Annotated in this window: 13 protein-coding genes, 1 tRNA gene and 2 rRNA genes; 12 read left to right on the top strand and 4 right to left on the bottom strand. The window is 44.3% G+C overall.

Annotated elements, in window-relative coordinates; genetic code table 11:
- From BK126_RS28255 to BK126_RS28210, 10 genes are all read left to right on the top strand, one after another.
- Positions 1-227: ribosomal RNA gene (locus BK126_RS28255) — 23S ribosomal RNA — on the top strand; the annotation flags it as partial.
- A 171-nt stretch (positions 228-398) separates the two neighbouring features.
- Positions 399-515: ribosomal RNA gene (gene rrf, locus BK126_RS28250) — 5S ribosomal RNA — on the top strand.
- A 340-nt stretch (positions 516-855) separates the two neighbouring features.
- Entirely contained in the window at positions 856-2,319 is a 1,464-nt protein-coding gene (gene guaB, locus BK126_RS28245; RefSeq protein WP_076315752.1) for an IMP dehydrogenase, read from the top strand.
- 350 nt (positions 2,320-2,669) lie between these two features.
- Positions 2,670-4,094: a D-alanyl-D-alanine carboxypeptidase family protein gene (locus BK126_RS28240; protein WP_445321908.1), complete on the top strand. Its 1,425-nt coding sequence runs from the start codon at positions 2,670-2,672 to the stop codon at positions 4,092-4,094.
- A 533-nt stretch (positions 4,095-4,627) separates the two neighbouring features.
- A complete protein-coding gene (gene pdxT / locus BK126_RS28235) occupies positions 4,628-5,212 on the top strand; it encodes a pyridoxal 5'-phosphate synthase glutaminase subunit PdxT (RefSeq protein ID WP_076315751.1) in 585 nt (194 codons plus the stop codon).
- A 123-nt stretch (positions 5,213-5,335) separates the two neighbouring features.
- Positions 5,336-6,619 carry a serine--tRNA ligase gene (gene serS / locus BK126_RS28230; RefSeq protein WP_076315750.1) on the top strand — a complete coding sequence of 428 codons (1,284 nt, stop codon included), beginning with the start codon at positions 5,336-5,338 and terminating at the stop codon, positions 6,617-6,619.
- A gap of 134 nt (positions 6,620-6,753) precedes the next feature.
- Positions 6,754-6,842: transfer RNA gene (locus BK126_RS28225), tRNA-Ser, on the top strand.
- 130 nt (positions 6,843-6,972) lie between these two features.
- A complete protein-coding gene (locus BK126_RS28220) occupies positions 6,973-7,314 on the top strand; it encodes a hypothetical protein (RefSeq protein ID WP_076315749.1) in 342 nt (113 codons plus the stop codon).
- 13 nt (positions 7,315-7,327) lie between these two features.
- The gene (locus BK126_RS28215; protein ID WP_047914358.1) at positions 7,328-7,480 is read left to right on the top strand and encodes a small acid-soluble spore protein P; all 153 of its coding nucleotides are present in this window, start codon (positions 7,328-7,330) and stop codon (positions 7,478-7,480) included.
- 313 nt (positions 7,481-7,793) lie between these two features.
- The gene (locus BK126_RS28210) at positions 7,794-8,876 is read left to right on the top strand and encodes a hypothetical protein (protein WP_076315748.1); all 1,083 of its coding nucleotides are present in this window, start codon (positions 7,794-7,796) and stop codon (positions 8,874-8,876) included.
- 147 nt (positions 8,877-9,023) lie between these two features.
- Here the strand turns inward: BK126_RS28210 and BK126_RS28205 are convergent, their stop codons facing one another.
- Both BK126_RS28205 and tadA read right to left on the bottom strand, forming a co-directional pair.
- The gene (locus BK126_RS28205) at positions 9,024-9,587 is read right to left on the bottom strand and encodes a GNAT family N-acetyltransferase (protein WP_256703085.1); all 564 of its coding nucleotides are present in this window, start codon (positions 9,585-9,587) and stop codon (positions 9,024-9,026) included.
- Between the two features lie 3 nt (positions 9,588-9,590).
- Entirely contained in the window at positions 9,591-10,106 is a 516-nt protein-coding gene (gene tadA, locus BK126_RS28200; RefSeq protein WP_076315747.1) for a tRNA adenosine(34) deaminase TadA, read from the bottom strand.
- Between the two features lie 387 nt (positions 10,107-10,493).
- Here tadA and BK126_RS28195 point away from each other — a divergent pair, with 387 nt between their 5' ends.
- Positions 10,494-12,797: a PAS domain S-box protein gene (locus BK126_RS28195; protein WP_076315746.1), complete on the top strand. Its 2,304-nt coding sequence runs from the start codon at positions 10,494-10,496 to the stop codon at positions 12,795-12,797.
- Between the two features lie 34 nt (positions 12,798-12,831).
- Positions 12,832-13,533: a pseudouridine synthase gene (locus BK126_RS28190; RefSeq protein WP_076315745.1), complete on the top strand. Its 702-nt coding sequence runs from the start codon at positions 12,832-12,834 to the stop codon at positions 13,531-13,533.
- Between the two features lie 90 nt (positions 13,534-13,623).
- Here the strand turns inward: BK126_RS28190 and motB are convergent, their stop codons facing one another.
- On the bottom strand, positions 13,624-14,418 hold the full coding sequence (gene motB, locus BK126_RS28185; protein WP_076315744.1) for a flagellar motor protein MotB: 795 nt from the start codon (positions 14,416-14,418) through the stop codon (positions 13,624-13,626).
- Positions 14,405-15,205, bottom strand: coding sequence for a flagellar motor stator protein MotA (motA, locus tag BK126_RS28180; protein WP_047914352.1), 801 nt, complete (start codon positions 15,203-15,205; stop codon positions 14,405-14,407). Before motA ends, motB begins: the two co-directional genes overlap by 14 nt.
- Position 15,206: the final 1 nt, after the last annotated feature.

The raw sequence follows: 15,206 nt of genomic DNA, 5'->3' as shown, positions 1-15,206 counted from the left end.
ACCGGGATGGACGTACCGCTGGTGTACCAGTTGTTCCGCCAGGAGCACCGCTGGGTAGCTATGTACGGACGGGATAAGCGCTGAAAGCATCTAAGCGTGAAGCCCCCCTCAAGATGAGATTTCCCAACTAGTAAGACCCCTTGAAGACGACGAGGTAGATAGGCTGGGGGTGGAAGTGCAGCAATGCATGGAGCTGACCAGTACTAATCGGTCGAGGGCTTATCCTAAGAGTTTTCGAAGAAAACTTGCTTCGAAAGCATAAGCATAAATCGTGAATTGTTTCGTATCTAGTTTTCAGGGAGCAAATCCTTGTAAAGATTTGAAGCTGCATGTCCTTTTTAAGGATTGATATTTTGCTGGTGATGATTCGCCGAAGATATCACAGCGCAAAAATCATGTTTGGTGGCGATAGCGGAGGGGTTCCACACGTACCCATCCCGAACACGACCGTTAAGCCCTCCAGCGCCGATGGTACTTGGACCGCAGGGTCCTGGGAGAGTAGGACGTCGCCAAGCAAAGAACCACTGTCGATTACGACGGTGGTTTTTTTATTTTTTTAGCGATAAATTACATGAAAAAGATGCATTCTATATCATAGATGGTGTAAGCTCATTGAAATACAATTCTTCGAAGTAAGAGTGTCAGTACTGGATTAAATTAGGTTTTGTCCGCATGTCAGATACACTTGTTTTTCTAGTGCAATACACTCTTTCATAGCAGGTTACTTTTCCTTGACAGTCCAAATGGGCCTTTGCTAAGATGGCAATAATATATTTTCAGAAAACGGTCGAAAGTTCTCAAATGGGGCTGATTTTCGGATCTTTAAGGCTATATAAATAAAGGAGGAACATCCTGGTGTGGGAAGATAAGTTCGGTAAAGAAGGTTTAACGTTTGATGATGTATTGTTGGTGCCTCGTAAATCTGAGGTTTTGCCTAAACAAGTTGATGTATCGGTTCGTTTGAGCGAGAATATCAAGCTTAATATTCCACTCATTAGTGCTGCAATGGACACTGTTACAGAAGCTCCTTTGGCTATTGCCATCGCAAGAGAAGGCGGTATTGGTATTATTCATAAGAATATGACAGCAGAGCAGCAAGCAGAGGAAGTGGATCGTGTTAAGCGTTCCGAGAGTGGCGTCATTACAAATCCTTTTTCATTGACTAGAGATCATTTGGTATCCGATGCCGAAGGAGTTATGGCTAAATATCGTATCTCTGGTGTTCCTATCGTGGATGATCAGCAGAAGCTTGTTGGTATCCTTACTAACCGCGATTTGCGTTTCATCCATGATTACAACATCAAAATCTCCGAAGTAATGACAAGCGAGAACTTGGTTACTGCACCGGTGGGTACAACTTTGGATCAGGCTGAAGAGATCCTGCAAAAGCATAAAATTGAGAAACTTCCTTTGGTTGATGAAACGAATACACTCAAAGGGCTTATTACGATCAAAGATATTGAAAAAGCAATCCAGTTCCCTCACGCAGCCAAAGATGCACAAGGACGTCTTGTGGTGGGTGCAGCGGTTGGTATCTCTCAAGATCTGTACGAGCGTACAGAAGCTCTGGTTAAGGCCGGAGTAGACTTGATCTCCATCGATTCAGCACATGGACACAGCAAAAACATTATTGATGCGGTTCGCAAACTACGTGGTCTATACCCGGAACTGACGATCATTGCAGGTAACGTGGCAACAGGCGAAGCGACTCGTGAGCTTATCGAAGCCGGCGCATCTGTAGTTAAGGTCGGTATTGGTCCAGGTTCGATTTGTACGACTCGTGTCGTAGCGGGTATCGGCGTACCTCAAGTTACTGCGATATACGATTGTGCTTCTGTTGCACGAGAATATAACGTTCCTATCATTGCAGATGGAGGTATTAAATACTCCGGAGAAATTACGAAGGCACTTGCTGCTGGAGCCCATGCTGTTATGCTGGGAAGCTTGTTTGCAGGTACGGAAGAAAGCCCTGGTGAGTTTGAAATTTACCAAGGCCGTCGTTTCAAAGGATATCGGGGTATGGGCTCGATCAGCGCTATGAAGAAAGGTAGTGCAGACCGTTACTTCCAAGATAATGATCAGAGCAAGAAGCTTGTACCGGAAGGAATTGAGGGACGCGTAGCTTACAAAGGTCCACTAAGCGACACGGTTCATCAGCTTATGGGTGGTCTTCGTGCAGGTATGGGTTATTGCGGAACAGAAAATCTGGATCAGCTTCGTAACGACACGCAGTTCATTCGGATCACGAATGCAGGCTTGCGCGAGAGCCATCCGCATGACGTACAAATTACGAAGGAAGCGCCTAACTACGCTTTGTAGAATATAATTCTCTATACGGATGATTTCTTCATCATATAGAATCTTATGAATATAGACAGGCAGGTTGAAATTAACCTGACCTGTCTTTTTTTGCACAATATCGTGTGTTAAAATGAAACAGTGCTTGTTCCGCTATATGAATCGCTGTTGAAACGCTTATTTTAAACTCATTTCAACAGTGTGATAAATCTGCCTACCATTCAATGCATCTCCTGTGGCTTGGGATGACTGCGTTATAGAATATAGATTCTTAATCTCGGCACGATTGCATTCATGCATACGAAGTAACTAGATTGTTTCATTGGGTTTTGCACAACATTGATTGAGAAATTAGAGGAGGATTTATTCCATTGAAGAAATACAACCAATTATTAGAGCATTCCACTAAGGGAAAGAAGGCGAAAATGAAGAAGAGGATTGCTACGGTTATGGTCATAAACATGCTCTCCATGGCGGTGCTTCCAGCAGCTGTGTTTGGAGCTTCCGTTCCGGTAGCCACAGCAACGACAACAAATACAGATACGACAGCTGAAACGACTGCGGCAACAACAGCAGCAACAGCTAAGGTTCCGTCTCCAGACTCGGTTAAACTTAACGTGAAGGCAGCAGTATTGTTGGAGCCAACTACAGGAGAGGTGCTTCTATCTGTCAATGCGGACGAGGCTTTGGCGCCTGCGAGTATGACCAAGATGATGACGGAGTACATTGTAGCTGAGAAGGTCAAACAAGGGGAGCTTTCGTGGGATACAGAAGTTACCGTCAAGAAAAACGCAGCCAGCAGTGAGGGCTCACGGATCTTCCTGGCAGAAGGGGACACGCATACAGTAGAAGAGCTGTACATAGCGATGGCTGTAGGATCAGCTAATGACGCAACCGTGGCGCTTGCAGAGCATGTCGCTGGCTCTGAACAAGAGTTTGTTAAGCTCATGAATGAAGAAGCCAAGCGGATGGGATTAACGAAAACCCATTTCATCAACTCGACGGGCCTTGACCGTGCAGATATGCCTGAGGAATTCCGTCCAGCTGAAGATCAGGAAATTACGATGTCAGCAATGGATGCAGCAATATTGGCTAAATACATCATTACTGACCATCCCGATTTTGCCAAATATACAGCGATTCCATCTCTAAAATTCCGTGAAACGGATCAAGAGCCGATGGTGAACTGGAACTGGATGCTTGAATCGAACAAAGACATTACGAACTTCAAGCAGTTTGCTTACGAGGGTCTGGATGGATTAAAGACAGGACATACGGCAAGAGCAGGCAACAATTTTACGGGTACGGCTGAACGAGATGGGATGCGCCTGATTAGTGTCGTTATGGGTGCTGATTCACAATCTAGCCGGTTTACTGAAACGAAGAAGGTGCTTGATTACGGCTTCGATAATTTTGAGGTGAAGCAGGTCGTAGCTGCCAAGAGCGTCGTTCCAGGTGCAGAAACAGCTCCAGTGCTAAAAGGTAAGGAGAAAGAAGCACCAGTCGTAACGGAACAGGCAGTGAATTTCCTCGTACCTAAAGGGACAGAGAATCCGACACCAACTTTTGAGACAAGCTTTGAAGGAGAAGGACTAACTGCACCTGTAGAGGCTGGAGCCAAAGCAGGCACGATCACGTACACTTACAAAATTGAAGGAATGGCAAGTGAACAGGTACAAACAGTAAATCTGGTAACCTCAGGGCCTGTAGAAAAAGCCGGCTGGTTCAGTCTAATGTTCCGTGCAATTGGTGACTTCTTCGGTGATATGTTCGACAGTATCAAAAATTTGTTCTAAGTGATGGTACCTCAAGCCAAATCACTTAAGTCAAATAAAATCGTGCACAGCGGAGATAATGACAATTAGACAGGCAATGAGAGCAAGATGCACTACGTTCATTTTCACGGCCAGGTGATCATCGGTTATAACATCAATTCCAGTAAAATTGTTGTATAATAAGGTTGTTTAAGGTAAAATATCAAGTTAGAATTCTATTTTATGGTCGATAAATATAATATGTTTTTCGAAGTATACACACCTTATTTATAGGGACCTATGTGGAAGAACTGTTGCATATTATGGGGGCCTAAAAAAGGATATGGAAACAAAGAACATCTCGTGTTAAAAGAGGCATGGCATAAATGCAAGAAGGCGGCGTTATCATGGGCGTCATAAACGCAGAGCAGGCAAAGTTCATCAGGTGCAACTGCGGTTATGGCTCTTGAGCGGTAGTTCAGACATTCGTGCAGTCGGTGCGCCTATGAAAGGGATTGAAATATCTAGCAGAACGTATATCCGATCGCGAATGGTAAGAGAGAAGGGAAACCGAGATGAAGATTGGTGTATTGGCGCTACAAGGTGCAGTAGCTGAGCATATTCGAAGCGTAGAGCTTGCTGGTGGTGTAGGCGTCTCTGTTAAGAAGGTGGAGCAATTAAACGAAATAGATGGTTTGATTATTCCTGGTGGAGAGAGTACAACCATCGGTAAGCTGATGAGGAAGTATAACTTCATTGATGCAATTCGGCATTTTTCCGCTGCTGGTAAGCCTATATTCGGCACTTGTGCTGGTATGATTGTGCTTGCTGAGCGGATTGCCGGCGGTGAAGAACCACATCTCGGACTGATGAACATGACGGTTTCAAGAAATGCTTTTGGCCGTCAGCGTGAGAGCTTTGAGACTGACTTGCAGATGGTTGGCATCGAAGAGACGGTACGTGCAGTGTTTATTCGTGCTCCGCTCATTCAATCTATTGGAGATGAGGTTACGGTTCTATCTACGTATCAAGATGAAATCGTGACAGCCCGTCAAGGGCATTTGCTCGCATGCTCCTTCCATCCGGAGCTCACGGATGATTACCGATTACATCAGTATTTTGTGCAGATGGTAGAGGGCAGCCTGCAACGTTTGAGATAAGTGTACTTTGAACGATCTTGCCCGGGTAAGGCACGGACACTTCTCCCACAGGCTTGTATAAGCTATGCGGGAGAAGCTTTTGCTATTTTTCAGACAAGGTTGTTTTCGTAGGAGGGATTATTCGTGTTAGATGTTAAAATATTACGAAATGACTTCGGTCGAGTAGAGCAAGCACTTCAAAACCGAGGTAAATCAGTGGAGCTTATTGCAGAATTCCCTAAACTGGATCTGCGTCGCCGCGAATTGCTGCAAGAGGTAGAACACCTAAAGAATCGACGGAATACGGTATCCGGTGAAGTGGCTAAGCGTAAGAAGAACAAAGAAGATGCAGAAGAGCTAATTCTGGAGATGCGCGAAGTATCTGATCGTATTAAGCAAATGGATGAAGAGATTCGTACGCTTGAATCCGATATCAATGATATGACGATGGCAATTCCAAACCTGCCTCATGAGAGTGTTCCAATAGGTGCTTCTGAGGATGACAATGTTGAGGTTCGCCGCTGGTCTGAAGCAAGAGAGTTCAGCTTCGCACCGAAAGCGCACTGGGATGTGGCTGGGGAGCTGGGAATACTTGATTTTGAAGCTGCTGCTAAGGTAACAGGCTCTAGATTTACTTTCTACAAAGGTCTAGGTGCACGTCTTGAACGGGCATTGATTAACTTCATGATGGACCTTCATAGTAATCATCATGGTTATGAAGAGATTCTGCCTCCGATGATTGTTAATCAGGATAGTCTGTATGGTACAGGGCAGCTGCCCAAATTCGAAGAGGACCTGTTCAAGATCAAGGATACCGAGTATTACTTGATTCCAACTGCAGAAGTACCGGTAACGAACTATCACCGCGAGGAAATTATTCCTGCAGAAGAACTGCCTCAGAAATTTGTTGCTTACAGCTCCTGCTTCCGTTCTGAAGCCGGATCGGCAGGGCGTGACACAAGAGGTCTGATCAGACAGCACCAATTCAACAAAGTAGAGATGCTGAAATTCTCGCTGCCTGAGAACTCTTATGAAGAACTCGAAGAGATGACCCGCAACGCAGAACGTGTTCTACAGCTTCTGGAGCTCCCTTATCGCGTTATGGCGCTCTGTACGGCAGATATGGGCTTTACGTCAGCGAAGACGTATGACCTTGAAGTATGGCTGCCTGAGAGCGGGATGTACCGCGAGATCTCCTCTTGCTCTAACTGTGAGGATTTCCAAGCTAGACGGGCAAATATTCGTTTCCGCAGAGAAGCAAAGGCTAAGCCTGAATTTTTGCATACACTGAACGGATCTGGACTAGCGGTAGGCAGAACGGTAGCAGCTATTCTGGAGAATTATCAGCAGGAAGATGGAAGTGTCATCATTCCAAAAGTACTCGTTCCATATATGGGTGGAGTAGAGAAAATTACATCTAAGAAGTAAAGATGATGTCTTCTATATTGCTGATTAGGATATAAATTATAAATAACAACTTGCAATTGTGTACTAGCTGTGATAAAATAATTTTTGTTACGCGTTATATAAATGTAACGCCAAATAAAGCATTATTTTATCCTGGAGAGGTACCGAAGCGGTCATAACGGGGCGGTCTTGAAAACCGTTAGGGTGCAAGCCCACATGGGTTCGAATCCCATCCTCTCCGCCATACATAACATAATCAAGCCATTCTCTTTTATAGAGATGGCTTTTTTGTTTTTATATCGGTTCATGACACGGGCAATGCATAAAAAGCAGCTGTATTTCGCACTTTATAAGGTGTGGAGGTGCTAATATAAATGAGCCAAAGTTTTGATATTGATCAAAATCAGCTTGTTCATGCCTGGCAAGAAAGACTGCCTGTCATCCTGAATCAGGGAGATCAAGCTCAGGTGCATGCCGATGAGGCGGATCAGCAAGCAATTCGTATTCATATTGATGCGGCAGGACGTCAATTGTACTCATTTGATTTTCGCTGTGCGTATGTGGACAACCGTGAAGTGAAGGTAGATCTCATTGATGTAGAAAAAGACGGGCTTCATATTGATGAACGCACCGATGCAATACAGCAGATGACGCAGGATTACACTCGTCATATCCATGAATGTGCCCAAGCGGTACAGCAGCTAACCAATCCTTAGGAGGAATTCACGAATGGGTAAGCCAAGAGCAGTTCCTGTCCCTGAAGCACAGACTTCACAAGGGGGCAAAGAGAAGCGTGATCATGCTTCGGGTCCCGCGCCGTTGTCTGGCTCCAAAAAGGTGAAGAACCGCAATCATGTGGACCATAACAATCCGGAAGGATAGTTATGGATAGCTTGTAGCTAGTAAGTGAGTAATAATAAATGCATTTTTGTGAAAAGGCCATGCTTTTAAAGCAGAGCCTTTTTTATTTTGCATAATGATGAAAATCCGCATGGTGCCAAGAGAAATCGTCGTAACCCTTAATTTGAAAACGCTTATAAAACGGTGTCGAAAAAAGACGAAATTAACTAAATTAGATTTTTATAAATCTATAGAACCAAAATTGACCAAAAGTGTTTATACTTATGAGCTAATGGTTTATTATGTTATGGTGTGATTATGGAAATGGTGGCTTTGGAAAGGGGAAAAACAACAAATGAGAAAAGGATTCACGAAAGGCTTGTTTGCATTAATGCTGTCTATGGTGTTAATTCTGGCAGGCTGCGGAACCAAGCAAGAACCGAAAGAGGCGGTACAAAGTGCGGCGACACAAGCGGCAGAAATGACCTCTTACGAAATGACAAGCAAAGTGAAAATTGACAACTTAAGCTTTAGCTCTGCAGAAAATTCCGATGATATGGCAATGATTATGTCCATGTTGAAGGATGCAGAGCTTACGGTTGATGGGGTGTTCCAGAATGATCCGATGCAAGCAGAGTTTACACTAGGCATTGCAATCAAGGGCGACATGGAGATGACCTATAACATCCCAATGGTTGTGACTACGGAGAAGGTATACGTTAAGGTACCGAACATCCCTATGCTTCCAATGCCAGAAACACTAATTGGTAAATACATTGAGCTGGATATGAAGAAGCTTGCTGAGGAAGAAGGCGTTGAGTGGAATCCAGAAGCGATGGATGTTGCTAAATCCCAGGCGCTGACGAATGAGATTAGCGAGGCAGTCCTTGCAGAATACGACCAGGAAACGTATTTCAAGAACCTGGAGGCGGATGCAGTTACACTTCCTGAGGATGTAGATGCCAAACAAATCGTACAATTTGCGATTACTAATGATAATGTGAAGGAAGCCATTACCGTCTTGGTAAACAACGCGCTGCCTAAAGTACTCGATATCATCAGCAAGGATGAATATAAAGAGATGCTCCAGCTGACAGATGAGGATATTGCAGAAGCGAAGGAAGCTCTTACAGCTACAGATCAAAGCCAAATGGCAGCAGATCTGGAAGAGCTGAAGAATTATCTGACGATCAACACATTTAACATCAATACAGCGATTAATAAAGATAATATCCCTGCGTACCAAGAAGCAATTGTGGATATCGTGATCAACGATCCCGACACAAAAGAGGTTATTAACCTTGCGCTGACAGGCACAAATCATTATTCCAAAATTAACGAAACGCCTGAATTCGTCATTGGTATTCCTGCGGGAGATGATGTAGTAACCATGGAAGAGTTCGAAGAGATATTGAACGAGTCTTACTACAGCTATTAATCCCGAATTGTTATAATGAAATTGCTATTATAAATGATGATCCGATTGAGATTCATCGGTTTTATACACAAGGAAACCCGTCAGCTCGACGGGTTTTTTATTATGGATTTTAGCGCTGCTCAGATGGTCATGCAGTTCATTGGGGCATTAGTCAAGTCCATCGTTGGGATTTAACAAAGAATAGATCTGGTGATCCTGCCAGCGGCCAGCAATCAGCAGATATCCCCGGGCAATGCCCTCTGCTACAAAGCCGTTCTTCTCCAGGACTCGGCGGGACGCCTTATTATGAAGAAGAATGGAGGCCTGGATCCGGTGAAGCTGAAGCGAACGGAAGGCAAATAAGAGGATCAGCTTAACCGCTGCGCTCATATAGCCTTTACCCATATAATCTACATGCGTAAAATAACCTAAATCTGCATACTGAGCCACTCCGCGTGCGATATTGGTGAGACTGACCTGTCCAATCAGCTTATCGGTATCTCCCTCAAAAACTCCAAAATAATAGCTTTGGTCCTGATCGATTTCCTGCTGCCGGGATCGGATTCGATCTCTAAGGGATTCCAGGGTGTAAAATTCATCTCCCCTAATGGGTTCAAAGGGGGCGTGATGCTCTCTGCTGGCCATATACATAGCCTGTAAAGCTTCCGTATCTTCTGTCACGTAAGGTCTGATATAGATGCCGTGTTGTGTATCTCGAAGGATCGTGTCCACTCGTTATTCCTCCTCCGAACGTGGCTTGCGGCGAAGCTTTCTAAAGAAGGACGTAAGCAGCGCAGCGCATTCCTCCTGTAACACTCCACTTGTAATCTCGGTCTGATGATTAAATCGAGATTCCTGAAGCAAATTCATGAGCGTACCAGCGCAGCCGGCCTTCGGATCCGTTGTTCCATACACAACATGAGGGATTCTAGATTGTACGATGGCACCCGCGCACATAGGGCATGGTTCGAGCGTGACATACAGTTTACAGTCGAGCAATCTCCATGCTTTCAAATGCTCGCTTGCTTGTTTAATGGCAATGATCTCAGCATGTGCTGTCGCATCGTATTGAAGCTCTCTAAGATTGTATCCCCGGCCAATGATCTCATTGTCTTTAACTACAATCGCTCCAATAGGCACTTCACCTAATGCCTCTGCCTTTATTGCCTCACTTATGGCTTCTCTCATCCAATACTCATCTGTGAATAAAAAATCCTCGTCTTTACCGATTTGGGACTGAAATTCGTTCATTTATGCGGTTCCTGCCTTTCCTTATTCCAATTATCCAACGAACAAATATTCGATTGTTAACATGTTGTGCATAACTCTGTGGATAACCTTGTAGTTGCTAACAAGTTTGTACACATATTATCCAAAGGCCTGTGGATTTGTGCACAAATATGTGTATTATTTTTCATATCGCGTTTCGAGCCTATTTAATTAATTGTAGATTTAACCTCAGGATATATCAAATCAATAAAGAGAAAATTCCTATAAATTACTGCATAGTTACGAATCAGATTCCTTTTCAAATAGACCACTTAAAGGTATGATGGTTTTATAAATACATAAAGTCCTAAGAAGTAGTAAATAAAGTCACATTTCGCCAGGATATGAGCCAAGAGGTGAGCTGAAGTCTTGTCCATTAAAATAAAATTATCTTTAGTAATGTCATTCTCGGTACTCATTATACTCGGGCTCAACATTGCATTAAGCTATTACACAACCCAGGAGAATTTACAGCAGGATAGTGAGAAGCGGGCCGTTTCGGCTGCCAAGCAAATTGCACTTGCGGTGGAGCAGAATCAGAATAGCACGGAGTCCATTAAGAAGCAGATATCCAAAAACATATGGCTGGCTTCCATTATAGCAGCCAATCAATTAGATCCCGATATCAAGAACGTCACGATAGAGCAGCTAGAACAGTTAAGTGAAGAAACCGGAGTTACCGATATTTCTCTCATGATTCAAACAGAGGACGATATCATTGTGAGTAAATCCTCTGACCCGAATGAGATTGGCCTATCTACCAAGAAAATGACCTATTGGTACGAGGCTTTTAAACAGCTGTTTGCCTTCAATCAAGTAACAATACCTCAGGGAATTACCTATGATCACTACTGGTCCGATGGATTCGAATATGCTACTTCTGACCCGGATAACATCAATATTTGGGGATATTATCACGACGGAGAACGCAATTATATCATTAACCCTTTTCTAAATGCGTCTGAGGTGGAAGACTATGTTGTGTTCTCAAGTCCGGATGGAATGATTGAGAAGGTAAAGGATGTGAATCCATCCATTCTATCCATTGCAGGGATTAATCCGTCCACATTTGGACAGCCCTCTATGGCACCTGATGGGACAGATGAGCTCAACTATAAATTTGGGACTCGGCCAATTATGTTCGGCTCGTATGAGTATGGGCAGATCAAGGAAGATGGCACAGCGATTCATAAAGCGATGGAAACCGGTAATAATGTGTCTTATGTAGCGAACGTGGATAATAAGAAAGTATTAAAGAATATGATTCCGATACCGAACCCAGAAGGCGGCTCTTACATCATAAGTATTATTACTGATTATCAGGAGATCCAGGGTGTTATAACAGAGCAGCTGGTTAGTCATATTGCCGTTTCACTCGTGTTATTGGAGATTGTCATATTTGGCAGCTATTTATTGGCCTCTGCATATACAAAACCTATTCAAATTGTACTCTCTAAGGTAAATGAGGTGGCAGACGGACACTTCAATATTGGATTGCAGCTGAAGCGTCATGATGAGCTCGGTCAGCTGTCTAACGGGATTAATGCGATGATTCGCAATCTCGGTCATTACACGAATCGTCTTAAGCAGATGTATGAGGAAAATCGAGCAGTGAAGGAGCATCTTGAATCGGTTATTAACCAGACGGCAGATGCCATTCATATTACAGATGAGAACAGCAATGTAATTCAGGTAAACCGGGCTTTTGAACAATTATATGGCTGGACTAGTCAGGAGATTGTCGGCAAACCGCTGACCAATGTACCTGATGAATTAATCGTCGAAGAAAAGGAACGGATACAGAAGCTTCATGAGGGCCGAACCGTTCCTTATATCGAATCCTATCGTTTAGCCAAGGATGGCAGTAGAATTGAAGTCAGTGTGAGCACAGCACCAATCAGGGACAACGAAGGCAGAATCACCGGATTTATTAGTATTTCCAGAGATATTACGGGACGCAAGCAGATGGAGGAAATGCTCCGCAGGTCAGAGAAGCTGACGACCGTTGGACAGCTGGCAGCAGGTGTAGCCCATGAAATTCGTAATCCTCTGACAACACTTCGTGGCTTCATTCAGCTGCAGCAGCAGACCAAGAAGCTGAATCCGAGGCATATTGACCTTATGCTGTCAGAGCTGGATCGGATTAATTTGATTGTCGGTGAGTTCCTCATATTGGCTAAGCCTCAGGCGGTTAATTTCCAGCAGAAGGACATCCGGTTTATTATGGGAGATGTCATTTCTCTGCTCGACAGCCAGGCTCATATGCACGGCATTGAATTCGATATTGAGGCAGAAGGACCATCGATTGTGCATTGCGGAGAGAATCAATTAAAGCAGGTGTTCATCAATATATTAAAAAATGGAATGGAAGCTATGCCGAATGGAGGAACCATTCGTATTGCGATCTCCAAGACTCCGGATGAGCAGATTAGAATCCAAATAACGGACCAAGGCATCGGGATTCCGGAGGAAATTATGCATAAGCTTGGGGAGCCGTTCTTTACGAATAAGGAAACAGGAACCGGACTCGGACTTATGGTCTGTCAGCGACTAATTCAGGCTCATAAAGGCACGATGGAAATTGAAAGTGAGAAGGGCAAAGGAACAACGGTAACGATTCTTTTACCCGAGGTCGAAGATGGTGATACCGACCTTTCTGATGTTGTCATGTAAGTATCCAGATTTTTAATGTTAGGTGAGTGAATCAATGCGAATTAATAAATTTATTAGTGAGACGGGCTATTGTTCCCGAAGAGAGGCAGACAAGCTGGTAGACAGCGGTAAAGTAACAATTAACGGAGTTGTGGCTGTGCTGGGCAGTCAGGCAGAGGAAGGGGACGAAGTGCTGGTTGATGGGAAGCCGCTGCGTGCCAAAGGCAACACAGTATATATTGCATTAAACAAGCCTGTCGGCATTACTAGTACAACAGAGCAGCACATTGAAGGGAATATCGTCGATTTTGTAGGTCATAAAGAACGCATTTTTCCTATTGGACGGTTGGACAAGGATTCAGAGGGTCTGATCTTAATGACGAATGATGGAGACATCGTGAATAAAATTCTGCGCGCTGAAGGAAAGCATGAGAAGGAATATATCGTGACTGTGAACAGGCCGGTGACAGAGTCTTTCCTGAGAGGAATGTCCAGCGGTGTGAAGATTCTAGGTGAGAGAACACTGCCTTGTACGGTGACTCGCATCTCCGAGAAGACCTTTCGCATCATTCTGACGGAAGGAAAGAATCGGCAAATCCGGCGGATGTGCAGTGCGTTTGGATATGAAGTGCGTAAACTGAAGAGAATTCGAATCATGAACATTCATCTCGGGTCGCAGGCGACAGGTACCTGGAGAGAATTAAGCGAGCAGGAGAAATCGGAGTTAGGGAAGCTATTGAATTACAAGTTGTTCTAAACAAGTATGAGCAATGACCATATAAGAAAGCCTCCATCAAGAGTGGAGGCTTTCTCATTTATTTGACCTATTCGCTGTTCGGTTGATTAATTACTCCACACTCATCGTGTTAGAGCTGCCTGTGTATTTTCGAATAATTGAAATTTCGACACGTCGATTCTGGGCTCGCCCTTCTGGTGTATCATTAGAAGCGACAGGGTGATATTCACCATAACCGCTAGGTGTAAATTTCGAAGGATCCAAATTCGTGTTCAGCAGCATAATTTTCAAGAAATTTAATGCCCGGTCGCTGCTCAGATCCCAGTTGTCATTGTATTGTGCATTGTTGATAGGCATATTATCCGTGTGACCGGTAACAATGACATCATAGTCAGGAAATTGCTGAAGCATGCGGGATATATTCTTAGCTAGAACTCTTGCCTCGGGCTTCACTATCGCTTGCCCTGAAGCAAAGACAGCATTGTCCGCGATGGTGATCATAAGCTGTGATTGATTGAGCTTGGTATCCAGCTGATCAGTGAGACCATTCTTGCTTATATATTGATCGAGCTGCTTCTTCAGCTTCTCCAGCTCTTCCTGCTCTTGCTTCGCGAGCTGAGCCTCTTGAGAAGTCTCCGGATTTTTGGGCGGAGTCGATTCATTGCCTAAGTCCATGCTGGGATCGGTGGGGAAGGCAGACTTGTTATCCAGAACGCCTGTACCGCCATTAAGTGCACTGCTTAGAGCACTCGCCATTTGTTCAAACTTCTGAGCGTCAATGGAGCTCATGGAGAACAAAGTGATAAACAAGGCAAGAAGCAATGTCATGAGGTCAGAGTAGGGCAGCAGCCAGCTCTCATCTACATGCTCTTCATGCTCTTCATGTCTTTTCTTAGTCTTTTTCACCTGTACTTCCCTCCTTGCTTGCAAGCTCTGCACGTTCGCTCGGGGTCAGGAATACGGACAACTTCTGATTGATCGCAATGGTGGATACACCGGATTGGATGGACAACAGACCTTCGACCATCATTAATTTAAGCTCGGCTTCTTTTTTGGAGATACGCTTGAGCTTATTCGCAATTGGATGCCAGAGCACATATCCTGTAAATATACCTAACAGGGTCGCAATAAAGGCAGCTGCGATGGCGTGAGCCAGCTTGTCCATATCACTGAGATCGCCAAGGGCTGCGATTAGACCGACAACCGCGCCAAGAACACCAAGCGTAGGAGCATACATACCCATTTGAGAAAAGATCAATGCGCCTGTCTTGTGTCGTTCCTCTGTCGCGTGGATGTCCTCCATCAAGACGTCACTGACAAATTCCTGATCATTGCCGTCTATAATCATGCGCATCCCGCTGCGCAGGAAGTTATCGTCGATTTCATCTACTTTTGCCTCGAGTGCGAGGAGTCCTTCGCGACGCGTAATGGATGCCCACTCGGAGAACATGCTGATCAGTGATACCTTATCAATCATCTTCTGCTTCATGAAGACAATCTTAAACAGCTTGGGTATTTTTTTGACCTCTGACATGGGGAATGCCATAAAAATAGTAGCCGCCGTACCACCAAAAATAATCAGGTAAGCTGCAGGGTTGTTCACCAAATTAATAAGTGGTGCACCCTTAAAGATCATACCTACAACTAGGGACACTAACCCTAGTATCAGTCCAATAATTGTTGAAATTTCCATC

It is taken from the genome of Paenibacillus sp. FSL H7-0326, from assembly GCF_001955535.1.
In the GTDB taxonomy this organism is placed as follows: Bacteria; Bacillota; Bacilli; order Paenibacillales; family Paenibacillaceae; genus Paenibacillus; species Paenibacillus shunpengii.
The sequence above is the reverse complement of the archived record's forward strand: the minus strand, read 5'-3'. Positions and strand labels throughout refer to the sequence as shown.

What these genes read in the sequence shown, in the direction of transcription:
- BK126_RS28220 (WP_076315749.1), top strand. Translation starts at nt 6,973, where the DNA reads ATGAGCCAAAGTTTTGATATTGATCAAAATCAGCTTGTTCATGCCTGG.
- pdxT (WP_076315751.1), top strand. Translation starts at nt 4,628, where the DNA reads ATGAAGATTGGTGTATTGGCGCTACAAGGTGCAGTAGCTGAGCATATT.
- BK126_RS28215 (WP_047914358.1), top strand. Translation starts at nt 7,328, where the DNA reads ATGGGTAAGCCAAGAGCAGTTCCTGTCCCTGAAGCACAGACTTCACAA.
- tadA (WP_076315747.1), bottom strand. Translation starts at nt 10,106, where the DNA reads ATGAACGAATTTCAGTCCCAAATCGGTAAAGACGAGGATTTTTTATTC.
- BK126_RS28190 (WP_076315745.1), top strand. Translation starts at nt 12,832, where the DNA reads ATGCGAATTAATAAATTTATTAGTGAGACGGGCTATTGTTCCCGAAGA.
- motA (WP_047914352.1), bottom strand. Translation starts at nt 15,205, where the DNA reads ATGGAAATTTCAACAATTATTGGACTGATACTAGGGTTAGTGTCCCTA.
- BK126_RS28210 (WP_076315748.1), top strand. Translation starts at nt 7,794, where the DNA reads ATGAGAAAAGGATTCACGAAAGGCTTGTTTGCATTAATGCTGTCTATG.